At 69.4% G+C, this 22,305-nt stretch carries 22 protein-coding genes, 2 tRNA genes and 1 pseudogene; 8 read left to right on the top strand and 17 right to left on the bottom strand.

The window, feature by feature from the left end; genetic code table 11:
- Nucleotides 1-88 precede the first annotated feature (88 nt).
- From ACFUN8_RS04750 to ACFUN8_RS04770, 5 genes are all read right to left on the bottom strand, one after another.
- Nucleotides 89-787 (bottom strand): class E sortase, encoded by a 699-nt coding sequence (locus tag ACFUN8_RS04750; RefSeq protein WP_383631410.1) that lies wholly within the window; start codon nucleotides 785-787, stop codon nucleotides 89-91.
- A 268-nt stretch (nucleotides 788-1,055) separates the two neighbouring features.
- Nucleotides 1,056-2,492, bottom strand: a complete 1,437-nt coding sequence (locus tag ACFUN8_RS04755; RefSeq protein ID WP_383631413.1) for a class E sortase — start codon at nucleotides 2,490-2,492, stop codon at nucleotides 1,056-1,058.
- The gene (locus ACFUN8_RS04760) at nucleotides 2,489-3,130 is read right to left on the bottom strand and encodes an aminodeoxychorismate/anthranilate synthase component II (protein ID WP_383631416.1); all 642 of its coding nucleotides are present in this window, start codon (nucleotides 3,128-3,130) and stop codon (nucleotides 2,489-2,491) included. Before ACFUN8_RS04760 ends, ACFUN8_RS04755 begins: the two co-directional genes overlap by 4 nt.
- On the bottom strand, nucleotides 3,127-3,300 hold the full coding sequence (locus ACFUN8_RS04765) for a hypothetical protein (RefSeq protein WP_354606614.1): 174 nt from the start codon (nucleotides 3,298-3,300) through the stop codon (nucleotides 3,127-3,129). The genes ACFUN8_RS04760 and ACFUN8_RS04765 overlap by 4 nt, the downstream gene beginning before the upstream one ends.
- 184 nt (nucleotides 3,301-3,484) lie before the next feature.
- Nucleotides 3,485-4,252: a DUF881 domain-containing protein gene (locus ACFUN8_RS04770; protein ID WP_383631420.1), complete on the bottom strand. Its 768-nt coding sequence runs from the start codon at nucleotides 4,250-4,252 to the stop codon at nucleotides 3,485-3,487.
- A gap of 142 nt (nucleotides 4,253-4,394) precedes the next feature.
- Here ACFUN8_RS04770 and crgA point away from each other — a divergent pair, with 142 nt between their 5' ends.
- Nucleotides 4,395-4,652 carry a cell division protein CrgA gene (crgA, locus tag ACFUN8_RS04775; protein WP_147873271.1) on the top strand — a complete coding sequence of 86 codons (258 nt, stop codon included), beginning with the start codon at nucleotides 4,395-4,397 and terminating at the stop codon, nucleotides 4,650-4,652.
- Nucleotides 4,653-4,975: 323 nt separating this feature from the next.
- On the opposite strand, the gene ACFUN8_RS04780 is transcribed toward crgA, so the two are convergent.
- On the bottom strand, nucleotides 4,976-5,869 hold the full coding sequence (locus ACFUN8_RS04780) for a rhomboid family intramembrane serine protease (RefSeq protein ID WP_383631423.1): 894 nt from the start codon (nucleotides 5,867-5,869) through the stop codon (nucleotides 4,976-4,978).
- Nucleotides 5,870-6,054: 185 nt separating this feature from the next.
- Nucleotides 6,055-6,582, bottom strand: coding sequence for a peptidylprolyl isomerase (locus tag ACFUN8_RS04785; RefSeq protein ID WP_383631426.1), 528 nt, complete (start codon nucleotides 6,580-6,582; stop codon nucleotides 6,055-6,057).
- A gap of 436 nt (nucleotides 6,583-7,018) precedes the next feature.
- Here ACFUN8_RS04785 and ACFUN8_RS04790 point away from each other — a divergent pair, with 436 nt between their 5' ends.
- Nucleotides 7,019-7,702 carry a DUF5324 family protein gene (locus tag ACFUN8_RS04790; protein ID WP_382562287.1) on the top strand — a complete coding sequence of 228 codons (684 nt, stop codon included), beginning with the start codon at nucleotides 7,019-7,021 and terminating at the stop codon, nucleotides 7,700-7,702.
- 195 nt (nucleotides 7,703-7,897) lie between these two features.
- Here the strand turns inward: ACFUN8_RS04790 and ACFUN8_RS04795 are convergent, their stop codons facing one another.
- Nucleotides 7,898-8,290, bottom strand: coding sequence for a DUF6344 domain-containing protein (locus ACFUN8_RS04795; RefSeq protein WP_383631430.1), 393 nt, complete (start codon nucleotides 8,288-8,290; stop codon nucleotides 7,898-7,900).
- A 221-nt stretch (nucleotides 8,291-8,511) separates the two neighbouring features.
- On the opposite strand from ACFUN8_RS04795, the gene ACFUN8_RS04800 reads away from it, so the two are divergent.
- The gene (locus tag ACFUN8_RS04800) at nucleotides 8,512-9,138 is read left to right on the top strand and encodes a TetR/AcrR family transcriptional regulator (RefSeq protein WP_383631433.1); all 627 of its coding nucleotides are present in this window, start codon (nucleotides 8,512-8,514) and stop codon (nucleotides 9,136-9,138) included.
- Between the two features lie 65 nt (nucleotides 9,139-9,203).
- The gene (locus ACFUN8_RS04805; RefSeq protein WP_383631540.1) at nucleotides 9,204-10,022 is read left to right on the top strand and encodes a hypothetical protein; all 819 of its coding nucleotides are present in this window, start codon (nucleotides 9,204-9,206) and stop codon (nucleotides 10,020-10,022) included.
- Between the two features lie 146 nt (nucleotides 10,023-10,168).
- Here ACFUN8_RS04805 and ACFUN8_RS04810 read toward each other — a convergent pair.
- Both ACFUN8_RS04810 and ACFUN8_RS04815 read right to left on the bottom strand, forming a co-directional pair.
- Nucleotides 10,169-10,522 (bottom strand): annotated as a pseudogene (locus ACFUN8_RS04810) (peptidoglycan bridge formation glycyltransferase FemA/FemB family protein); the annotation flags it as partial.
- Between the two features lie 77 nt (nucleotides 10,523-10,599).
- On the bottom strand, nucleotides 10,600-11,736 hold the full coding sequence (locus ACFUN8_RS04815; RefSeq protein ID WP_383631436.1) for an endonuclease/exonuclease/phosphatase family protein: 1,137 nt from the start codon (nucleotides 11,734-11,736) through the stop codon (nucleotides 10,600-10,602).
- Nucleotides 11,737-11,822: 86 nt separating this feature from the next.
- Here ACFUN8_RS04815 and ACFUN8_RS04820 point away from each other — a divergent pair, with 86 nt between their 5' ends.
- Nucleotides 11,823-12,518: a response regulator transcription factor gene (locus ACFUN8_RS04820; RefSeq protein WP_383631439.1), complete on the top strand. Its 696-nt coding sequence runs from the start codon at nucleotides 11,823-11,825 to the stop codon at nucleotides 12,516-12,518.
- The gene (locus ACFUN8_RS04825; protein ID WP_383631442.1) at nucleotides 12,511-13,611 is read left to right on the top strand and encodes a sensor histidine kinase; all 1,101 of its coding nucleotides are present in this window, start codon (nucleotides 12,511-12,513) and stop codon (nucleotides 13,609-13,611) included. Before ACFUN8_RS04820 ends, ACFUN8_RS04825 begins: the two co-directional genes overlap by 8 nt.
- 66 nt (nucleotides 13,612-13,677) lie before the next feature.
- On the opposite strand, the gene ACFUN8_RS04830 is transcribed toward ACFUN8_RS04825, so the two are convergent.
- A tRNA-Ala gene (locus ACFUN8_RS04830) sits at nucleotides 13,678-13,750 on the bottom strand.
- 180 nt (nucleotides 13,751-13,930) lie between these two features.
- Between ACFUN8_RS04830 and ACFUN8_RS04835 the strand changes: the two genes are divergently transcribed.
- Complete coding sequence (locus ACFUN8_RS04835) at nucleotides 13,931-14,479, top strand: helix-turn-helix domain-containing protein (RefSeq protein WP_382562119.1); 549 nt, start codon at nucleotides 13,931-13,933, stop codon at nucleotides 14,477-14,479.
- Nucleotides 14,480-14,582: 103 nt separating this feature from the next.
- Nucleotides 14,583-16,076 carry a protein kinase gene (locus tag ACFUN8_RS04840; protein WP_383631446.1) on the top strand — a complete coding sequence of 498 codons (1,494 nt, stop codon included), beginning with the start codon at nucleotides 14,583-14,585 and terminating at the stop codon, nucleotides 16,074-16,076.
- On the opposite strand, the gene ACFUN8_RS04845 is transcribed toward ACFUN8_RS04840, so the two are convergent.
- The 6 genes from ACFUN8_RS04845 to gyrA all read right to left on the bottom strand — a co-directional run bounded on the left by ACFUN8_RS04845 (nucleotide 16,067) and on the right by gyrA (nucleotide 22,286).
- A complete protein-coding gene (locus ACFUN8_RS04845; RefSeq protein WP_383631449.1) occupies nucleotides 16,067-17,380 on the bottom strand; it encodes a hypothetical protein in 1,314 nt (437 codons plus the stop codon). The genes ACFUN8_RS04840 and ACFUN8_RS04845 overlap by 10 nt on opposite strands.
- Nucleotides 17,381-17,642: 262 nt before the next feature.
- Complete coding sequence (locus ACFUN8_RS04850) at nucleotides 17,643-17,777, bottom strand: DLW-39 family protein (protein ID WP_003958712.1); 135 nt, start codon at nucleotides 17,775-17,777, stop codon at nucleotides 17,643-17,645.
- Nucleotides 17,778-18,165: 388 nt separating this feature from the next.
- A complete protein-coding gene (locus tag ACFUN8_RS04855) occupies nucleotides 18,166-18,405 on the bottom strand; it encodes a hypothetical protein (RefSeq protein ID WP_383631452.1) in 240 nt (79 codons plus the stop codon).
- 321 nt (nucleotides 18,406-18,726) lie between these two features.
- Nucleotides 18,727-18,803: transfer RNA gene (locus tag ACFUN8_RS04860), tRNA-Ile, on the bottom strand.
- Nucleotides 18,804-18,885: 82 nt separating this feature from the next.
- Entirely contained in the window at nucleotides 18,886-19,569 is a 684-nt protein-coding gene (locus ACFUN8_RS04865; RefSeq protein WP_382562126.1) for a DUF3566 domain-containing protein, read from the bottom strand.
- 89 nt (nucleotides 19,570-19,658) lie between these two features.
- The gene (gene gyrA, locus ACFUN8_RS04870; protein ID WP_383631456.1) at nucleotides 19,659-22,286 is read right to left on the bottom strand and encodes a DNA gyrase subunit A; all 2,628 of its coding nucleotides are present in this window, start codon (nucleotides 22,284-22,286) and stop codon (nucleotides 19,659-19,661) included.
- Between the last annotated feature and the right edge of the window lie 19 nt (nucleotides 22,287-22,305).

The following is a 22,305-nucleotide window of genomic DNA, read 5'->3' on the forward strand; positions in this document are numbered from 1 at the left end:
CTTGAAGAGGATGCCGGGGCTTCTTCGTGTGCCGTCGCGCTGCGATCCCGGTCCCGTCCCGCTCGCGTTCCGCGTCGTACGGGACGGCTCAGCGCAGCTCGTCGGGCTTCGTGCGCTTCTCGTCGACCTTCTCCGTGCGCTCCAGTTCGGCCCACACGATGTAGCGGTAGTCCGACGTGTAGACGGGCGTGCACGTCGTGAGCGTCAGATAGCGGCCGGGCTTCTTCTTGCCCGACTCCTTGGGGACCGGCTGGAGCACGTCCACGTTGTACTTCGAGGTCTTCGGGAGATCCTTGAAGACCTTGTAGACGTACCAGGTGTCCTTCGTCTCGAAGACGATCGCGTCGCCGGTCTTGAGCTTGTGGATGTTGTGGAACTTCGCGCCGTGCCCGTCGCGGTGCGCGGCCAGCGAGAAGTTCCCCTTCTTGTCCTTGGGCAGCGCGGACTTGACCGGGTCGGTGTAGTAGCCGGCGACACCGTTGTTGAGGGACTTGAGGTCCGTGCCCTTCTTTACGAGGACCTCGCCGTTCTTCATCGCCGGTACGTGCAGGAAGCCGATGCCGTTCTTGATGTCGAGGGCGCCGGGGCCGCCGCGGCCGTCGGCCCAGCCGTCGCGTACCTCGTTGCCCTGCTTCGTGGCCTCGCGGTCGGCCAGCACATTCGTCCACCACAGCGAGTAGACGACGAAGAGACCGAGCACCAGGCCCGCGGTGATGAGCAGTTCGCCGAAGACACTGACGGCGGCGGCGACACGACCGCGCCGCGGGCGGACCGGCGCCGTGGCCACGGCCGAAGCGGGTTCAGGGTCGGGCTCCGAAGGCTCGGGCTCCAGGGGCTCGGGCTCCAGGGGCTCGGGCTCTGACGACCCAGGCTCCGAAGGCTCGGGCTCCGGGGATTCCGGCTCCGAAGACCCAGCGGCGGGCTCGACCACCCCGGTTGTCGCGGATGTATCGTTTTTCCCGGCTTCTTCGGGTGTGCTCGCATGCCCGTCGTCGCGCCCTGTTCCCGCTGCCACAGCACCCGTCCCCTGGTCCCTGGTCTCCGTCGTGATTCGTTCAGCCGACGAGAGCGTCGGGCTTCCCCTTGTCGCGTGGCCGTTCCTCAACCATCTTGCCCCACACGATCATTCGATACGTACTGGTGAATTCCGGCGTACACGTCGTCAACGTGATGTATCGCCCCGGCTCTGAGAAGCCGGACCCGGGCGGCACGGGACCGATCACGCCCGTGTTGGACGGCGCGGTCTGCGGGAGGATGCTCGCCATGTCGTAGGTGAAGTACGCGTCCTGCGTCTCCACGATGATCTTGTCGCCGGGCTCCAGGCGGTTGATGTACCGGAACGGCTCACCATGGGTGTTGCGGTGTCCCGCGACCGCGAAGTTGCCCTGCTTGTCGGACGGCATCGCCGTCTTGAGCCTGCCCTGCGAGTAGTGGCCGACCATGCCCCGGTCCAGGACCTTCGCCTTGTCGATGCCCTCGGCGATCGGAACGACCACGTCGAGCTTGGGGATGTGCATGATCGCGAATCCCTGGCCGGGTGCGAAGACACCGGGCTGACGCCCCTTCGCCCAGCCTTCCTGGATCTTGTCCGTCTCCTTGCCCGCGTACAGATCGGCCTGGATGTTCGTCCACCACAGCTGGTACGTGACGAACAGCAGCATCAGCACACCGAGGCTGATGAAGATCTCGCCGACCGCGCGGCTGAGGATCACGCCCGGACTGTCCTTGAGCGCACGGGCGGCCCGCCGCGCCTCGACCCGGGAAAGCGGTCTGGCGGGCGCTGAGGCTCCCGGAGCACCCGCGGGGCCCCCGGCGCCCGGCGGGCGCGTACGACCGCGCCCACGGCCGCCCTTGGCCGCTTTACGCCGCTCGGCACGGCCCCCGGTGGGCGGTTCGGGCCGCGCGGGCCGCTCCGGGCCGGCGTCGGCCTCGGAGTCGGAGTCGGAGATGGTGGGCAGGAGGGCCGTGGCCTCCTCGGCGCCTCCGGCGCTCATGCCGTCCCGGACGGGGACGTACGGCAGACCGGGACCAGAACCCGGACCCGGATCGGGCCGGGGCGCGGGCACAGACACGGATACGGGCGGAGGCGTCGGCACGGGCGGAGGTGTGGGGATCGGCACCGGCTCCGGGGCGACCTGTGACGCCCAGTCCTGCCCGTACTCGGCGGGCGTCTCCGTCGTGTACGGGTACGGCCCGTACCCCGACCACTCCCGCTCGGCGGGCGGCGGCCCCGATATCCCGTCACCCGCCGCCCAGGGCCCGGGCGACGAAGGCCGCGTGGGAGCCACAGGAGCCGTAGGAGCGGGAGGAGTCGCGGGGTTCACGGGTGGCGGGACAGGAGGCGGCGCGGCGCTCCGCCCGGGAAGGGGATCGTTCAACGGATCCGCGAGTCCGTCCACCGCCGCCTCGAACGCGCCTGGTTCCTCGTACGGTTCCCGCTGCTCGTACGAGGCGCCGTATCCCGCGTCGTGCTCGGGGCGGAGTGCGGTCACGCGACCGCCTTGCCCACCACCGGCGCCAGGCCCGCCGACCGGCCTACGGCGCCCGGATCCCCGCACTGCGCCAGCCAGTTGGCCAGCATCAGATGACCGTGTTCGGTCAGCACGGACTCGGGGTGGAACTGCACGCCCTCGACGGGCAGTTCACGGTGGCGCAGCCCCATGATGATGCCGTCGGCCGTGCGCGCGGTGACCTCCAGCTCGTCCGGCAGTTCGGCGGGCTCCGCCGCCAGCGAGTGGTAGCGGGTCGCCGTGAAGGGCGAGGGCAGCCCGGCGAACACGCCCTTGCCCTCGTGGGTGACCGGCGAGGTCTTGCCGTGCAGCAGCTCGGGGGCCCGGCCGACCACGCCGCCGTACGCCACCGCCATCGACTGCATACCGAGGCACACCCCGAAGACGGGGACGCCGACGGCGGCGCAGTGGCGCACCATGTCGACGCAGACACCGGCCTGTTCGGGCGTGCCGGGACCGGGGGAGAGCATCACCCCGTCGAAGCCGTCCTGCGCGTGCGCCGTCGACACCTCGTCGTTGCGCAGCACTTCGCACTCCGCGCCGAGCTGGTACAGGTACTGGACGATGTTGAAGACGAAGCTGTCGTAGTTGTCCACGACGAGCACGCGGGCCCGGCTCACGGGGTGCCTCCCGCGCCGGTCACCGTCGCGTCCCCGAACGGGAGGATCGGCTCCGCCCACGGGAAGACGTACTGGAACAGCACGAAGACGACCGCCAGCGACAGCACGAGCGCGATGACCGCCCGCACCCACACGTTGCCCGGCAGATGCCGCCAGATCCAGCCGTACATGCTGTCCCTTCCGTTCCGTACCCGTTCCCCGCCCACTCCGTCGTCCCGGCGCGCGCGATACCGAACCAGACTAAGGGGCCGGGGGGTCACGTGGGCGGCGCATGGGTCAGGTGTGCCGTTGCCCTCTTCTTCCCGACGAGGGCCGCCTCCTGAGGAGGGTGACGGGACCGAACCGCTCGGCCCGCTACTTCACCGGCTTCGCGTAGTGCAGATCCACGGTGCCCGTGTAGCCGGGAAGCGTGGTCTCGGCGTGCTCGTCGACCTTCCAGCCGAGGCCGTACGCCTGCACGTACAGCTGGTAGTTCTGGATCGCCGGCGACTCGTCGAGCGCCTTGCGGAGCTTGCCCTGGTCCCCCACGGCCGTGATCTTGTACGGCGGTGAGTAGACCCGGCCCTGCAGGATCAGGGTGTTGCCGACGCAGCGCACCGCGCTGGTGGAGATCAGCCGCTGGTCCATGACGCGGATGCCGCTCGCGCCGCCCTGCCAGAGGGCGTTGACGACGGCCTGCAGATCCTGTTGGTGGATGACCAGGTCGTTGGGCTGCGGCTCGGGGTAGCCCGGATTGGCCGTGGCGTCCGGCGGAGCGTCGTCCAGGGTGACGGTGAGGGCCCGGCCCGAGACCTTCTTGGTGCCCGCCGCGTTCTCCAGACCACGGAGTCTGGCGTCCTCCGCCTTCGTGGAACCGTCGTCGCGGTTGGCGAGACCGTCGACGTTCTCCCGTACAGCGCCGGTGGACTCCTCCAGCTCGGCGTTCTTGTCGCTGCGCTCCTGGATCAGGTCGGAGAGCTTGAGCAGGGAGTCGTCCGTACGGAGGTTGGTGCCCTTCGCCGTGTTGAAGCTGGTGACGAAGATGAGGCCGGCCAGGGCGAAGACTCCGGCCGTGAGCAGCCGGACCGGCCGCCAGATCGGTCGGCGGACCGGCCCTTCGGGGGAGTCGGCAGAATTGCTCAACGTACCCTTATCTCCTTAGGCGCCACGGAAGCACTACGCTAACGGACGCCCGGGGGAGGCAGTGTTCCCCCTGCTCCTCACCCCCGGCACACCGTTTCAGTTACCTGCGCGGTCACGCAGCGCATCGACAGGAGAGTCCCTCGTGCCGAAGTCACGTATCCGCAAGAAGGCCGATTTCACGCCGCCCCCCGCGGCGAAGCAGTCGACCACGATAAGGCTGTCCAACCGGAGCTGGGTCGCACCGGTCATGCTCGCCCTGTTCCTCATCGGGCTGGCCTGGATCGTCGTCTTCTATGTGACCGAGGGCTCGCTGCCGATCGACGCCTTCGGAAACTGGAACATCGTGGTCGGCTTCGGGTTCATCGCCGCCGGCTTCGGTGTCTCCACCCAGTGGAAGTAGCGGCGTGGCGGTAGCGGCGGCGGCCGGCGTCAAGCTCTGCCCAGAGACTTATCCACAGTGCTGTCCACAGCCGGGGGAAAAGGTCAGACGATCTGTGGATAACTCCACGGCAGGTTGACGCCGGTGTGACTGGAACACCCGCTTCGGCCGTTGTGATGAAGCGTCTCGCCCCTTGTCTCTGCTGGGAAAACCCTGATCAGCGACAAGGGGCACTGATGTTCCCCCACAGATTGCACAAGATCCGGCACACGCTGTGGACAACTGTGTGCTTCAAGGGTCTCCGAGGGGCCCTCAGGACGTCGGGAACCCGGGGCCCCGGAACGTCAGGTGAGTTGACTGGTTCTGATGACGACGGTCGCGACGGTCGCCAGCAGCACCACCGCGCAGGTGCCCCACTGGACCAGCGTTCGGCGCTCACGCGGCGCGTGCACGAGGCCCACCGCGATCAGCGTGCCCGCGACCAGGCCGCCGACATGCGCCTCCCAGGCGATCCCGGACCAGGTGAACGTGAAGAGCAGGTTCAGCGCCAGCAGCGCGAAGACCGGCCTCATGTCGTAGTTCATCCGGCGCATCAGTACGGCCGTGGCGCCGAGGAGACCGAAGATGGCCCCCGACGCACCGAGCGACGGCTGGTTCGGCGCGGCGATCAGATAGGTCAGGGCGCTGCCCGCCAGACCGGAGATCAGATACAGCGCGAGGAAGCGCACCCGTCCGAGCGCCGCTTCCAGCGGCCCGCCGAGCCACCACAGCCCCAGCATGTTGAACGCGATGTGCCACACGGCCTGGTGCAGGAACATCGCCGTGAACAGGCGGTACCACTCCCCGTCGGCGACGCCCACGACCTCGCCGATCTCCGGGTTGAAGGCGTGCCCGATGAGATCCAGCTCGCCGACGACGCGCTGTTCGCTGACGAGGACACCGACGAAGACCGCGAGATTCAGACCCAGCAGGATCTTCGTGATCAGCCGGGGGTCGGCGGCGACGGTGCCGCCGGCGATCGTGCGCGGGCGGGCGGCGGTCGGCGACATGCCTGTACCGGACCCCTCCCGTACGCAGTTCGGGCACTGGAATCCGACGGACGCGCTGATCATGCAGTCCGTGCAGATGGGGCGCTCGCAGCGGGTGCAGCGGATGCCCGTCTCACGGTCCGGGTGCCGGTAACAGTGGGGTGTGGTGTCGGCGGCGGGCCGGTCCGGGCCCCCGGGCTGCTGGTCCATCGGTCCCCTCGGTGCTCGTTGCGGCGGGAGGGCACACAGCGCTCCGCCCTCCCCGTCCGGTATGTAACCACTACGGACGGGCAGGGCGGGATGGTTCCCCGAAGGGGAATCCGAGACGTCGTGACGCGTCCCCAGGGGCGGTACGCCCGACGGACGGCACGGTGCCGACGGCGCTGGGCACGGCCCTAGCGGGACTCGACGACGACCGACTCGATCTTGACTTCCTCCACCGGGCGGTCGGTGCGCGGGTTGGTCTGGGTGGAGCCGATGGCGTCCACGACCTTCTTGCTCGCCTCGTCGGTGACCTCACCGAAGATGGTGTGCTTGCGGGTCAGCCACGCGGTGGGCGCCAGGGTGACGAAGAACTGCGAGCCGTTGGTGCCCGGTCCCGCGTTCGCCATGGCCAGGAGGTAGGGCCTGTCGAAGGAGAGGTCCGGGTGGAACTCGTCCCCGAACTCGTAGCCCGGCCCGCCGGTGCCGTTGCCCAGCGGGTCCCCGCCCTGGATCATGAAACCGCTGATGACCCGGTGGAAGACGGTGCCGTCGTACAGCCGGTCGCTGGACTTCTTACCGGTCGTCGGGTTGGTCCATTCACGCTCGCCCTTGGCGAGCTCCACAAAGTTCTTGACCGTCTTCGGCGCGTGGTTCGGCAGGAGCCGGATCTCGATGTCGCCTTGGTTGGTCTTCAGGGTGGCGTAAAGCTGCTCGGCCACGATCTGCCTTCCGTGAGTCTGCTCTGACCCTGTCGATCCTCGCACGGCCGACGGGCGCGCCGGCCGCCCCGTACCCCTCAGGCGCTCGCGGCGTCCCGTGACGGGGAATCAGTGGCCGTCGACGGGGCAGACGCGAGAGCGAGCGCCGGATCGAACGACCGCGAGGCGGCGGCAGGGCGACGACGGGACATAGGTGAGGCAGTCATGGCCTTAACGGGGCACGGCACGGCGAAGCGTGGCATTGTCGTCGACAAGCTCCCCTTGCACCGCAATGCCCAGGCATCGCCCCAAGTCGTCTTCCATGACCCGGATGCCCGCACCGCATGCCGGTACGGCGGACGGCAGGCATGATTTCGATCTGGGTGGACAGGCGGATCTTTGTCCAATAACGGGGGAAACCCCCAAGCCCCTGACCGCCACCGAGGAGGAGGATCCTGTGACCCGCATGGACAGCGTGCGCGCCGCTACCGATTCGGCGAAGGAGAGCGTGCTGCACGCCGCGGAAGCGGTGGCACCCTACGCCGATACGGCCAAGGAACAGGCCGCGTTGTACGCCGAAGAGGCCCGCGTCCGGCTCGCACCGAAGGTGCAGAAAGCCGCGAAGCAGGCTCGTGTTCAGTACGGCGCCCATGTGGCGCCGCATGTGCCCCCAAAGGTCGACGTGGCCGCACAGCGCGCGGCGGCGCGGACGCGCAAGGCGGCGCGTCAGGCAGCCGACTACACGGTGCCGCGCGTCGAGCACGCGGTCTCCGTCGCACAGCCGGTCGCCGGGGAGGCAGCGGCTCGTTCCGCTGCCGCTCTCGCCGCGCTGCGCGGTCAGATCACGGTGAAGGAGGTCCAGAAGCTTGTGCGGAAGCATGAGCGACGGGCCAGGGCCGGACGGCTCGCCAAGGGCCTGGTGGTCCTCGGTGTACTGACCGGTGGCGCTTTCGCCGCGTGGAAGTGGTGGGACAAGCAGGCCAATCCCGACTGGCTGGTGGAACCGCCCGCTCCTACAGAGGTCTCCGAGCACAACGCGTCACTGTCGTCCGTCGACGGCAGCCCGGGTGCGCTCGATCCGGAGGTACAGGCCAAGCAGGCTGAGGAAGAAGAGGCGAAGGACCGCGACGACCGCCCGTGACGGGTGACCGTTGATCCGTGGGACCGGTGGTGCTGTCGCCGTACGAAGACTGTCGAGGCCGGCGCAGAAGATGCGACGGACCGGCTGGTGCGGTACGGCGGGCACTGCGGGTGATTCGGATGTCTCCGGTGACGCGGGTGATGCGGGTGACGCGCGTGGTGCGGGCGCCGGGAGTCCTCAGGGAATCCCGGTTCCTCACGCCGCGGCCGCGAGAGCCGCGTCGGCGGCCGCCTCGTTGTCACGCGCCACGTCGGCGGCCGTACGGGTGTCGACGGGCAGGCGCCGGACCGAAGGTGACGAGCCGTGCGCTTCGGCGCGGATACGCTGCTCGATGGTCGGCGGCCGGGACGTGTCCGTCGGCCGCGCGTTCTCCGGCAGTGCCCGTCGCACCGCGGGTGCCGCCTCACCTCCGCCCCGCTCCTCGGCGACGGGGGCGACCGGCGAGCGACCCTTCGCGGGCTGCTCGGCGGGCTGCTGTACGGCGGCGTCCGCGGCCGCGGCGGGGGCGGTCAGCCCCAGGGTGGTGAGCACCGCGAAGAACGCGGTCAGGAAGACGGTCCACAGATTCTTGACCTTGAAGGCGGCCATGACCCCTCGCTTTCAGGTTGCGCTCGGGTTGAGCGATCTACATACCTTCCTCATGATGTGTACGCATCTTGGGAATCGAGGGACCAACGCCGCCACTGCGCAGTTCTTCTGATGAACACCACCCGTACGGTGCAACGGGCGCCGTTAATCGTTTGTGAGACCGCGTCGGACGGGCCTCCGGCACCCTCTGGAGCGAGCGTTCTATCCAGTAGAATTCCCGTGTGAGGACAGTGGAGCAGGACCCCACCACGGGAGCGGAGCGTCCGGTCGGCACGCGCGAGAGAATCGTCCGGGCCGCCTCGCTGCTCATGCAGCGCCAGGGCTACGACGGCACGGGGATCAAACAGATCTCCACCGAGGCCGGAGCCACACTCGGGTCGGTCTATCACTTCTTCCCCGGCGGCAAGCAGCAGGTGGCCGTCGCCGCGATCGGGCACGGGGACCGCGAGTTCGCCGACGAACTGCGCCTCACCCTCGACGGAGCCACCGACCCGGCCCAGGCGGTGATCGACTGCGCGCACCGCCTGGCGGAGGGGCTGCGCGAGTCCGACTGGATCGAGGGCTGCCCGGTCACCGCCACGGCCCTCGGTACGGCGGGCCGCGCGCCCGACATCCAGGAGGCCGCGGCTGCCGCGTTCGCGAACTGGCGCGACCTGGTGTACGCCCGTCTTCGCCGCGCCGGCATCGCCGAGGACGACGCCCACGACCTGGCCCACACGGTGATCAGCACCCTGGAAGGCGCCGAACTGGCGGCCCAGGTCTCGCGGAGCGAGCGCCCGCTGCTCACCGCGGGCCGCCACCTCGCGCAGCTCATCGACCTCTACGCCCCGACGGGGAACGATTCCTGAGTCCGGGTCAGGCCATTGGTGCGACGCCCTGGCCAGGGCAGGGCAACGATCCGATCCTTGTCGGTATGAACGATGGCGTGGTGTGGCTCCTCCTGAGCACGAGTGGGCTGCTGGTGCTGCTGAACGCGGGGATCGGCGTCCTGGCCCTGTGGAGTCACCGGTCCGATCTGCGCGTGACGGAACGTCTGATCGCTTCGGGAGAGCTGGACGTGTACCACGCGACCTGGCTGACCGGGTGCGGATACAGCCGGACGTGGACGTCGACCTGGTACCGGGAACGTGTCGCGGCGGAACTCGCCCTCCGGGCGCTGGACGCCGCGGGCCTGGTGCGCGCCGACGGGCAGGCAGGGCTCGTACCGCCATCCGACGCGCCGGATCCCGCTGACGCGGCGCCTCCGGACCATCCACCGACGCGCGCCGCGTGGCGGTTCGTCCGCGACTCCTGGTCCGCCGGACGCCCGGTGACGGTGAGGGCGCTCGCCGATCACCCCGCTTTCAGGACGGCCTGCGCGGCGCACCGTGAGCGGTTGTCCGGTCATCTGCCCGTGCGCCGCACGCGCCGGGACAACCGCGCCGAGCGGGCGCCGTGGACCGCGGCGCTGATCGGCGCGGGATGGATCTCGCTCAACACCACCGTCCTGATGGCGACGGACTCCTTCGGCGACACCGGCGCCGGGCCGGCGGGATTCGAGAGGGTCCTCGCACTGCTCGCGCTGGCGGCCGGCGCCGCCGCCCTCCCCGCCCTCGTCCTGGTCGTCCTGCACGTCTTCCTCTGGCGGGCCTGGCGGGACCGCTGGCCCCGCCGGCTGCGCACGCACTGCGAGGAGCTGATCCGGCGGGAGTCCCGGGACTGGGTGCCGCTGTCACGTATCCCCGTGGGGTGAGCGTCCTGGCGCCATGACCTCTCACGAAGCGGCTTCCGCCGATTTCCGCCCTGCCGGCGCGCTCCTACCCGTCGGCGCCCGCGCCGACCGGTCATGATCCCGCTCAGCCTCGCCGAGATCGCCGCCGGGCTTCTCGCACCATGAGATCCGGGCCGGATCGCGAACGCGCCTTCCGCCTTGAGGCAGGCCGCCAGCGGGTCGAGCCACGCGTCGATCTCGCCGGTCCAGTCGATGACCGGGCCCTCGGGGAGGTAGGCCAGGGTGAAGCGCTCGAACCGCGGCACCGGGCGGTGCAGGACGAGTGCCGCACCGACCGGTCGCCGGCCGTCGTACCAGCCGAGGGACTCGCTGCGCCACTCGGTCTTGACGCGGCCCCACGCCGGGGTCTGCAGGAAGCTGACCGACCGCCGCGTCCGTACGAACGCCAGGTGCTCGGCGGCGCCGATCGGCCGGACGGTCAGGCTCGGGGCCGCTGTTCGGGCTGGTTCACTGGAGGACATGCCTGCAGTCAAGGCAGGGCGGTGTTGCCGGCGCGTATGCGGTTTTCGATACGCCGACGATATGCGTCACACGGTGGTCACCAGCTGATTCCCGCCGCCACCGGCAGGTGGTCGCTGCCGGTGGCCGGCAGCACCCACGAACTCTCCGGCTCCACGCCCCTGACCAGGATCTGGTCGATCCGCGCCACCGGGAACCTCGCCGGCCAGCTGAAGCCGAAACCGTCCCCGGCCACCTCCTGGGCCGAGTTCAGCCGCGAGGTGATGCCGTTGAACGCGCGGTCGTCCGTGGTGCCGTTCAGGTCCCCGAGCAGCACCACCCGCTCGTTCCGCTCGGCGGCGACGGCGTCGCCGAGCGCCTGGGCGTTCCTGTCCCGCGAGTCCGTCGAGAAGCCGTCGCCGGGCAAGACCCGTACGGAACCCAGGTGGGCCACATACACCGCCAGCGGCCCGTGGTCCGTGGCCACCGTGGTGCGCAGCGCCCGGTTGTCGACCAGCTTGACCTCGGCCGGCTTCGTGTCCCCCAGCGGCCCGACATCCTGCCTGGTGTCGACCGGCCGCGTGTCCGACAGCGGCAGCTTGCTCCACAGCCCGACCGTGCCCAGCACCGCGTGGTACGGGTACGCCTGCTGCAACTCCCTCTCGTACAGCGGCTTCGCCCGCGCGGTGATCTCCTCCAGGGCCAGCACGTCCGCCTCGGAGGCGACCAGATCGCGGGCGGTGCCGGCCGGATCGGAGTTGTCGGCGCCGACGTTGTGGCTGACCACGGTGAGGTCGCCGCCCGAGTGGGACTTGTCGCCGAGCAGCCCGCCGAAGAGGCTCAGCCACACCGTGACCGGCAGCAGCAGCGCGGCCACCGCGACGGCGGAGCGGCGCCACAGCGCGCCGGCCAGCAGCAGCGGGATGAACAGGCCGAACCACGGCAGCAGGGTCTCCACCAGACTGCCGAGCCCCGCGCGGTCGGTGATCCGCGTGTGCAGCAGCATGAGCAGGCCGAGCAGCAGCGCCGGCACGGCGAGAAGCGGGCCGCGTTTCCAGGGCCCCGGCCGGGCGGCGAGGCGCGGTGTCCGGCGGATCCGCGCACGCCAGGTGACCGAGCTGGTGGCGCGGCCGAGGCGGACGAGGCGGACGAGGGATTGGCGCCTGTCGGGCCGACCACCACCAGCCACCGGGTCCGGCGCTTCCGCGTGCGTGCTGACGGTGGGGGTTCGAGTCATGCCGCCAGTCAAGGCAACGCGGTGTTGCCACCACGTATGGGGATTTCGATACGCCGACGATATGCGCGGGCTCGTAGCCTCGGAGTATGCGCGTACTGATCGTCGAGGACGAGCCTTACATGGCAGAGGCCATCCGCGACGGTCTGCGTCTGGAGGCGATCGCGGCCGACATCGCGGGTGACGGCGACACCGCGCTGACCCTGGTGAGCGTCAACACCTACGACATCGCCGTCCTCGACCGCGACATCCCCGGACCGTCCGGCGACGAGATCGCCAGACGCATCGTCGCCTCCGGCAGCGGCATCCCGATCCTCATGGTCACCGCCGCCGACCGCATCGACGACAAGGCTTCCGGGTTCGAACTCGGCGCCGACGACTACCTCACCAAACCGTTCGAGCTCCGGGAACTCGTCATGCGGCTGAGGGCGCTCGACCGCAGACGCGCGCACGCCCGACCGCCGGTCAGGGAGATCGCGGGCCTGCGGCTGGACCCCTTCCGCCGGGAGGTCTACCGCGACGGACGGTACGTCGCCCTCACCCGGAAGCAGTTCGCCGTGCTCGACGTCCTCGTCGGCGCCGAAGGCGGTGTCGTCAGCGCCGAGGAACTGCTGGAGCGCGCGTGGGACGAGAACGCCGACCCGTTCACCAACGCCGTACGCATCACGGTCTCGGCACTGCGCAAGCGCCTCGGCGAGCCCTGGATCATCGCCACCGTGCCCGGCGTCGGCTACCGCATCGACACAGCGCCCGGCACCGGACACGAGGGAGGCGACCGTGGATAGAGCCCCTGGCCTGAGTGTCCGGCTCAAGCTGACCCTCAGCTACGCCGGGTTCCTGATGGTGGCCAGCGCCCTGATGCTCATCGCCGGGTGGTTGTTCCTGACTCGTGTGAAGCACGTCGGTCTCGTCGTCGTGATCACGCCCGGCTACCAGCTCTCCGTCGCGCGCGACTTCGCTCCGATGGCTGCCGCCACGCTGACGTTCCTGCTGGTGTTCGGCCTCGGCGGAGGGTGGCTCCTCGCCGGCCGTATGCTCGCCCCGCTGAACCGCATCACGCACGCCACCCGCACGGCCGCGACCGGCTCACTCTCCCACCGCGTCCAACTGCCGGGCCGGGAGGACGAGTTCCGCGAGCTGGCCGACGCCTTCGACACGATGCTCGCACAGCTCGAGGCGCACGTAGCCGAGCAGCGGAGGTTCGCGGCCAACGCCTCCCACGAACTGCGCACCCCGCTGGCGATCTCGAAGTCGCTTCTCGACGTGGCCCGCACCGACCCGAACCGCGACACCGGCGAACTCGTCGAGCGCCTCCACTTCGTCAACACCCGCGCGATCGACCTCACCGAGGCACTGCTCCTGCTCAGCCGCGCCGGTCAGCGGTCCTTCACCCGCGAACACGTCGACATGTCCCTCATGGCGGAGGAAGCCACCGAGACACTCCTCCCCCTCGCCGAGAGGAACGGCGTCACCCTCGAAACCAGCGGCGACATCGCCCCCACGCTCGGATCACCGGCGCTCCTGCTCCAGCTGACCACGAACCTCGTGCACAACGCGATCGTCCACAACCTGCCCGAGCGGGGCACCGTGTGGGTCACGACCAGCCTTCGCCCCGGAAGCGTGGTGCTGATCGTCGAGAACACCGGCGAGACGCTCACCCCGCAATTGGTCCCGACACTCGTCGAGCCGTTCCAGCGCGGCACCGAGCGCGTACGCGGCGACCACCCGAGGGTCGGCCTCGGTCTGGCGATCGTCAAGAGCATCGCCGACGCCCACAACGGAACGCTCACCCTCACCCCGCGCTCCGCCGGCGGGATCCGCATCACCGTCGAACTGCCGATGCGACGACCGACGACAGCCCCGCGCTCCGGCGGATAACGCATCGGATCGGCGCGAAAAAGCCCCTCCGATCCACGTTTCCGCAGATCGGAGGGGCTATCCAAGTGGAGCCTAGGGGAGTCGAACCCCTGACATCTGCCATGCAAAGACAGCGCTCTACCAACTGAGCTAAGGCCCCGGAAGGGGTGTACGACGGCGCCGCGGAACGTCTCGGTGACCGCCGGGGACCAGAGTACCGGGTGTCCACCGTGATCCCGCAAAAGGATTGGGACTCCCGGTGCGCGACCCCGCTCCGTAGGATGCCCCAGAGGTTCGCAGCAGCGAAGCTGCCGCCTGGGGAAGCGATGGGGAGACGCGAATGGACGCCGCACAGCAGGAATCGACAGCAAGAGCCAGAGAACTCCAGCGCAGCTGGTACGGAGAGCCACTGGGAGCACTCTTCCGACGGCTCATCGACGACCTGGGGCTGAATCAGGCCAGGCTCGCCGCGGTGCTCGGTCTGTCGGCCCCGATGCTCTCCCAGCTGATGAGCGGCCAGCGTGCCAAGATCGGCAATCCCGCCGTGGTCCAGCGCGTTCAGGCGCTCCAGGACCTGGCCGGTCAGGTCGCCGACGGCAGCGTCAGCGCCGCCGAGGCCACCGCCCGGATGGAAGAGGTCAAGAAGTCGCAGGGCGGCTCCGTCCTCACCGGCACCAGCCAGACGACGAACAGCACGGGCGCACCGACCGTGCGGCGCGTCGTCCGCGAGATCCAGTCACTGCTGCGGTCGGTCGCCGCCGCCGGTGACATCATCGACGCTGCCGACTCCCTCGCACCGAGCCACCCCGAACTGGCAGAGTTCCTCCGGGTGTACGGCGCCGGGCGCACCGCCGAGGCCGTCGCGCACTACGAGGCGCACCAGAACTAGGCCGAAGCCGGGACTGGGCACGGCAGGCACAGCAGGCACGGGAGAGACCGCGGCCGAGGGTGACGGTCCGCCGGACAGGACGACTGGGAGCGAGCGCGGCGCAATGGGTGAGGTCTTCGCTGGTCGGTACGAGTTGGTCGACCCGATCGGACGTGGCGGTGTGGGCGCCGTCTGGCGTGCCTGGGACCACCGGCGCCGCCGGTATGTGGCGGCCAAGGTGCTGCAGCAGAGCGACGCGCACACCCTGCTGCGCTTCGTACGCGAGCAGGCCCTGCGGATCGATCACCCGCATGTACTCGCACCGGCCAGCTGGGCCGCCGACGACGACAAGGTCCTGTTCACCATGGACCTGGTGAGCGGCGGATCTCTGGCGCATGTGATCGGCGACTACGGGCCGCTGCCGCCGCGTTTCGTCTGCCTCCTCCTGGACCAGTTGCTCTCCGGTCTCGCGGCGGTGCACGCGGAGGGCGTCATACACCGCGACATCAAGCCCGCCAACATCCTGCTGGACGCCACCGGGACCGGCCGGCCGCATCTGAAGCTGTCCGACTTCGGGATCTCCATGCGCAAGGGCGAGCCACGCCTGACGGAGACCAACTACGTGGTGGGCACGCCCGGTTACTTCGCGCCGGAGCAGATACAGGGCGCGGAGCCGGACTTCCCCGCCGACCTCTTCGCCGTCGGCCTGGTCGCGCTCTATCTGCTGGAGGGGCAGAAGCCCGACGCCCAGGCCCTGGTGGACTACTTCACCGCGCACGGCACCCCGGGAGCACCGCAGGGGATTCCCGAGCCGCTGTGGCAGGTCCTCGCCGGGCTGCTCCAGCCGGACCCGGACGCCCGATTCCGTACGGCGACGGGCGCGCGCAAGGCACTCACGTCGGCCGTCGAGCTGCTGCCCGAGCAGACGGAGGACGACGAGCCCGTCGAGATCTTCGACCAACTCGGGCCGCTGCCGCCCTCGTTCGGCCCCACCGGGCCTGTCCCTCAGTCGGACCCGGGCGCGCACGCCCCAGCTCCCCGGTCGGAGACCCCGTATCAGGGTGGAACCACCGGGCCGACGACCGGCGGGTCCACGGGCGGAGTCACCGGGGGGCAGCCGCCCCAGAGCGCCCAGAACACCCCCTGGACGGCCGGCACACCCTCCGTACAGCAGCAGCCCGCCCCGCACCCCTCCATGTCGGAGACCGGCAGCTTCCACCTCCCCCCGCCGCCCTACCCGGACCAGCGGCAGGCACCGCAACACCACCCCCAGCAACCACAACACCACCAACCCCCCTCCGGGCCACACCCGTTGCAGCCCTCCCCGCCGGCCACTTCGTACTCCGCGCCCACACATCCGCTCGCGTCCCCTTCCCCCGCCCTGCCCGATCCGTCGCAGGCGCCCACCGCCGAAGTCCCGCACGACGTCCAGGACACTCGTAGATACACCGCTCACCGGCCCGGGGTTCCCGTCCAGTACCCACCGGCCCCGTACGCCCCGGCCCCCGTACCCGTCCCGCACAGACGACCGGGACCGCCACCCAAGGTGACGATCCCGGTTCTGCTGCTCGCACTGGTCTGTTTCGCCGTGGGGTTCTGGGCCCTCTCTCAGACCTGACGGCCCTGCCGCCGCGCGACCAGCATCCACCCGCCGAGCCCCAGCAACAGCACGGTCCCCGTCCCGATCCCGCCGGCGGCGACCAGCTTCATGGTGCCGCTGTCCTCGGCGGGCGCAGGTGGGGCGGCCTGCTCCAAGCTGTCGTCCGACACATCGAACTCACCGGCCGAACCGTCGTACCCCGGCCCGTCCTTCGCCTCGCCGTCGACCGTCACGCGCAACGTCAGGTCGTACGGCTTCTGCCCGAACTTCTCGCCCACCTCGGGGCTGAGGCTCACCCGCACGTAGTACCAGCCCGCGAAGCGCATCGCCCTCTCGCCGCTGGTGGAACCGAACCGGTTCGCGTAGTCCACCGGCGGCGCCGGATCCGGCGCCAACGACTTCTCCTCGCCGTTGTACGACATCGTTTCGGTGGCGCCGACGAGCCCTCTCGCCGGGTTGTACACGTCGAGGGACAGCGCTCCGCCGACGACGCCTTTCCCCTCCGAACCGCCCAGCTCGGCGCTGGTGAACAGTTGCTGCCCCCAACTGACGGGCACACGGTAGAAGAGCGACTCACCCGGATCGATCCTCGCCGTCCACTCGCCCCCGCCGAGATCGGCGGCGTCGGTGAATCCGGCGCCGCCCGCCCGCGGCTTCGAGTCGCCCGACGGCGGCTCGGGGGAGGCGCTCGGCCAGTCCTCGGGCGCCTCGGTGGCCCCGGCGGCCGTCAGCTTCGGCTCGGACAGATAGCGCAGTTCCAGGTCCCACGCGTCCTGCGTGGACGTGGCTTTCGACTGCCGCTCCACGATCACGTAGTACGGACCGGCTTCCCGGCAGGCCCCGTACTTCTTTCCCTCCAGAGTCCGCGACGCGTAAGCGGTCAGCGGCTGCGGATACTCACCCGACATCGGGACCCGGACCTGGTCGGAGTCGCAGTCCCCGCCGTCGCTGTCCTGCACCGTGATCGTGAGCTTGTCGCCGTAGCCCACCCGTGACCCCAACTCGGGCACGGCGGTGGCCGACACGTACGCGTTCTTCGCGTCGTCCAGGTCCAGCCGGTAGAAGAGCTTCTTGCCCGGCCCGATCGAATCGCGGTAGGTGAGGCCCGCTTCGAGCTGCTGCGCGGCACTGATCCTCGCGGCGCCCTCGATGCGCCCGGCCCTCGGATCGAAGGCGTACGGACTCGGCTCCTCGGCCGCTCGAGCCGTACCGGCCAGTCCAGGCAGCCCAGCCTGCCCGCCCGTCAGCCCCGGCTGCGCCGCCACCGCGCACATCGCCGCCGCGACCAGCGCGACCCGGCCCATGCTGCGCAGCCTCTTCACGAGCTTCCCCTTGTCGTCCCGGCGACCCAGCCGCCCACCGCCAACAGCTCGCACCCTCCGCACGGCGGTCAGGGTGCCGGTCCATCCTCCCCCGCCGCTCCCGCCCCTGTCTGCGCGGGCAGCCGATCCGTACGCGTCCGCCAGGTCCGGAACTTCACAAAAGCAACTAAATCGTTCGCCAAGGCGAACTCCGCAAGCCCTCACGACAGCGCGAAGCCCCGGCCGCCTCAGCGACCGGGGCTCGCGTACCGACTACTCGGTCTCACACACCCGAACCTGCGGGCACGGAGTCGGTCGCCTCCGTCCACAGATCCTGCTCGGCGCGATCCGCCTGGATCTGGCGGTACACGAGGAGCCCGCCGATGGCGGCCAGTGCGACCAGGAGAAGCTTCTTCACCGCGCGACCTCGTCTTTCCTTGTCCTAGGGGCTTCTGGCGCCCGACTATACACACCGACCGATACCGATCGGTGACCTACATGCGCCCCCAACTCAAGGGCCGCGACGACCAGTCAACACCCGCACAACACAAAGCGATCCGCCCGGACAGGAGTCTCACTGTCCGGGCGGATCGGCCCTTGTGGGGGTGGCGGGATTCGAGCCTGTGGCGTCATCCTCGTCAGGACTCGCCGCGCGGTTCGATTGGTCCCCAGGTCGGCACCGTACGACTCCGACCCGCGTCTTCAGCTGTCCGTACGGGCGGGCGGGGCTTCGACCACCGCCGCGTCGGCCGTCGTCGCCCCGATGCCGCTACGGACGCGGCCTGCCCCTGTCTCGCGAGGGTTGGTTACTCGCCGCCGCCGAGGATCTCTTCGACCGTGCTGGTGAGACCGTCGGCGATGGCGGTGTCGACCTCGGAGCCGACGATCGCCGCGATGATCAGGGCCACCAGGACGATGACACCCACGTACTCGACCGCACCCTGACCCTTGTCACTGCGACGCTTCATCGCGGTGACAGCGGTGTTCGCCCAGGTGCCGACGTAGAGCTTGGCGTTGACAGCGGCCTTCAGCGTGACGTTCGACATGATGATCCCCTTTGTGTCGGCCGGCCGACTACCGGCCGACTCGTACGAGTCCTCAGTTACAAGTCCTTGGTGCCACCCACGCTTCCGACTTCCTCCTGGCCGGTCTCGCTGGCGACATGAGAAACATACGACCGGCCAACACCCACCGGCATGGGCCCCAAGGCCCAACCCCAGGCCCAAGCAACAGGTTGGGCCCGCCCGCCGCGCCGCCCTGTGGGCACCGACAAGTTACGGGCCAGTAACCTGCAGTAAAGATCGGCTCATGACAGAAGCCCGGCGGATCCTGAGATCCGCCGGGCTTCTGACCAGCACGTTCAACTCTGGTGGGGCTAACAGGATTTGAACCTGTGGCCTCATCCTTATCAGGGATGCGCTCTAACCAACTGAGCTATAGCCCCGCGCTGCCCCTGAAGATTAGCGCACTCCAGGGCCAGTCCCAAAATCGATAAGGGGGCCGCACCCACCCTCTCGTCCAGCCTCTTACTCGTCCTCGGCGAGCGTCAGCTCGACGCCGCCCACGAAGCCGGCCGACAGGTTGTAGATGAAGGATCCGAGCGTGGCCAGAGCGGTCGCCAGCACCACGTCGATCACGGCGATCACCGACGTGAAGATGAGCACCCGCGGCAGCGAGAGGAACGACTGCAGGTCGAAGCCGTTGCTCTCGTTCGAGCCCGTCGCCTCGCTGATCGTCCCGCCCACCGTCGAGAAGACGCCCATCGCGTCCATGACCATCCACAGCACCGCCGCGGCGATGACCGTGCACACACCCAGCGCGATGGAGAGCAGGAAGCTGACCTTCATCACCGACCACGGGTCGGCCTTCGCCACCCGCAGCCGCGCCTTGCGCGTACGCGGAGTCGTACGCGCTCCCGTACGCGGCAGGCGTACGCCCGCCGTCGTCGTGGACGGCCGGCCGCCGGCCGTCTGTGTCTGTCCCGGCTGACCCGGCCCCACGCCCTGCCCCTGTCCCTGACCTTGACCAAGCTGGACGTGCGGCTGGGCCTGCGACGGCTGTGCGGCCGATCGCTGCTGTCCGCCCTGAGTCCCCCCGCCCGACGGCGTCGGATACGCCTGCGGCGGGTGGTACGGCTGCGCCGCCTGCTGCTGCGGCTGCTCGGATCCGTACGTTTCGTAGGGGGGCTGCTGCCCCCGGGTGTCGGTCACCGTAACCCCCTGGGAGTCCGTGGCAGGGCCACGGGCACCGTTCGCTCCGGAAGCGGCCGATCCGGCGCCCGTGGCTCCACTCACGCTGTCTACTCCTCGTGCTCCGCGACCGAGGGCTGGGTGCCCTCAGCGTCCTCGGCAGGCGCGACTCCGTCGGTCACCGGAGCCTCGTCGGCGTCCTCGCCGACAACTCCTTCGACCTCTTCAGCCTCACGACCGGCCTCGGCATTACGAGCGATGCCGACCACGGCATCGCGCTTGCCCAGGTTGATCAGTTGGACACCCATCGTGTCACGGCCCGTCTCCCTGACTTCGTTGACTCGCGTGCGAATGACACCGCCGCCCAGGGTGATGGCGAGGATCTCGTCCGTCTCCTCCACCACCAGCGCACCGACCAGCGACCCGCGGTCCTCCACGATCTTCGCGGCCTTGATACCGAGGCCGCCACGTCCTTGGACGCGATACTCGTCGACGTTGGTTCGCTTCGCGTAGCCGCCGTCAGTAGCAGTGAACACGAACGTACCGGGCCGCACCACATTCATCGACAGCAGTTCGTCCCCTTCACGGAAGCTCATCCCCTTCACACCCGATGTCGCCCTGCCCATCGGACGCAGGGAGTCGTCCGTCGCGGTGAACCGGATGGACTGCGCCTTCCGGCTGATGAGCAGCAGATCGTCGTCCGCCGACACCAGCTCGGCGCCGATCAGCTCGTCGTCCGCGCCCGAGTCCGTCTCACGGAGGTTGATCGCGATCACGCCACCGGAACGGGGCGAATCGTAATCCTTCAGCGACGTCTTCTTCACCAGACCGGCCTTGGTGGCCAGAACCAGATACGGCGCCGCCTCGTAGTCCCGTACGGCGAGGATCTGCGCGATCTTCTCGTCCGGCTGGAACGCCAGCAGGTTGGCCACGTGCTGGCCACGCGCGTCCCGGCCGGCGTCGGGCAGCTCGTACGCCTTCGCCCGGTACACCCGGCCCTTGTTCGTGAAGAACAGCAGCCAGTGGTGCGTCGTCGACACGAAGAAGTGGTCGACGATGTCGTCCGACTTCAGCTTCGTGCCGCGCACGCCCTTGCCACCGCGCTTCTGCGAGCGGTAGTCGTCGGTCTTCGTACGCTTCACATAGCCGCCACGCGAGATGGTGACGACGATGTCCTCCTCGGCGATCAGGTCCTCGACGGACATGTCACCGTCGTACGGCACCAGCTTGGAACGCCGGTCGTCACCGAACTTGTCGACGATCACCGCCAGTTCCTCGCTGACGATCTGCCGCTGCCGCTCGGGCGAGGCGAGGATCGCGTTGTACTCGTTGATCTTCGCCTGCAGCTCGTCGTGCTCGGCGACGATCTTCTGCCGCTCCAGCGCCGCCAGGCGGCGCAGCTGCATCTCCAGGATCGCGTTCGCCTGGATCTCGTCGATCGACAGCAGCGTCATCAGGCCGCCGCGCGCGATCTCGACGGTGTCGCTGCGCCGGATCAGCGCGATGACCTCGTCGATCGCGTCCAGCGCCTTGAGCAGACCACGCAGGATGTGCGCGCGCTCCTCGGCCTTCCGGAGCCGGAACTTCGTACGCCGGACGATGACCTCGATCTGGTGCGTCACCCAGTGCCGGATGAACGCGTCGATCGACAGCGTGCGCGGCACACCGTCCACCAGCGCCAGCATGTTCGCGCCGAAGTTGGTCTGCAGGTCGGTGTGCTTGTACAGGTTGTTCAGCACGACCTTGGCGACCGCGTCGCGCTTGAGCACGACCACCAGCCGCTGCCCCGTACGCGAGGACGTCTCGTCACGCACGTCGGCGATGCCGCCGACCTTGCCGTCCTTCACCAGGTCGGCGATCTTCTGCGCGAGGTTGTCGGGGTTGGTCTGGTACGGCAGCTCCGTGACGACCAGGCACTGCCGGTTCTGGATCTCCTCGACCGCGACGACCGCGCGCATCGTGATCGAGCCACGGCCCGTGCGGTACGCCTCCTCGATGCCCCGGCGGCCCACGACCAGCGCGCCGGACGGGAAGTCCGGGCCCTTGATCCGCTCGATCAGCGCGTCCAGCAGTTCCTCGTGCGAGGCTTCCGGGTGCTCCAGCGCCCACTGCGCGCCCGCGGCGACTTCCCGCAGGTTGTGCGGCGGGATATTGGTGGCCATACCGACGGCGATGCCGGCCGAGCCGTTGATCAGCAGGTTCGGGAAGCGCGCCGGCAGGACCGTCGGCTCCTGGTTGCGGCCGTCGTAGTTGTCCGTGAAGTCGACGGTCTCCTCGTCGATGTCCCGGAGCATCTCCATCGACAGCGGCATCAGCTTGCACTCGGTGTACCGCATCGCGGCGGCCGGGTCGTTGCCGGGAGAGCCGAAGTTGCCGTTGGAGTCCACCAGCGGCATCCGCATCGACCACGGCTGCGCGAGACGGACCAGCGCGTCGTAGATCGAGGAGTCGCCGTGCGGGTGGTAGGTGCCCATGACGTCACCGACGACGCGGGCGCACTTGTAGAAGCCCTTCTCGGGCCGGTAGCCGCCGTCGTACATCGCGTACAGCACCCGGCGGTGGACGGGCTTCAGACCGTCCCGTACGTCGGGCAGCGCGCGCGACACGATGACGGACATCGCGTAGTCGAGGTACGAGCGCTGCATCTCCGTCTCGAGCCCCACGGGCTCGACACGCATGCCCACGCCTTCCACGGCGGGCACCTCTTCGGGCATCACAGGAGTGTTCTCGTCGGCCATTGCTGGTCAAAATCCTTTC

Source organism: Streptomyces sp. NPDC057307 (genome assembly GCF_042667665.1).
Taxonomy (GTDB): domain Bacteria; phylum Actinomycetota; class Actinomycetes; order Streptomycetales; family Streptomycetaceae; genus Streptomyces.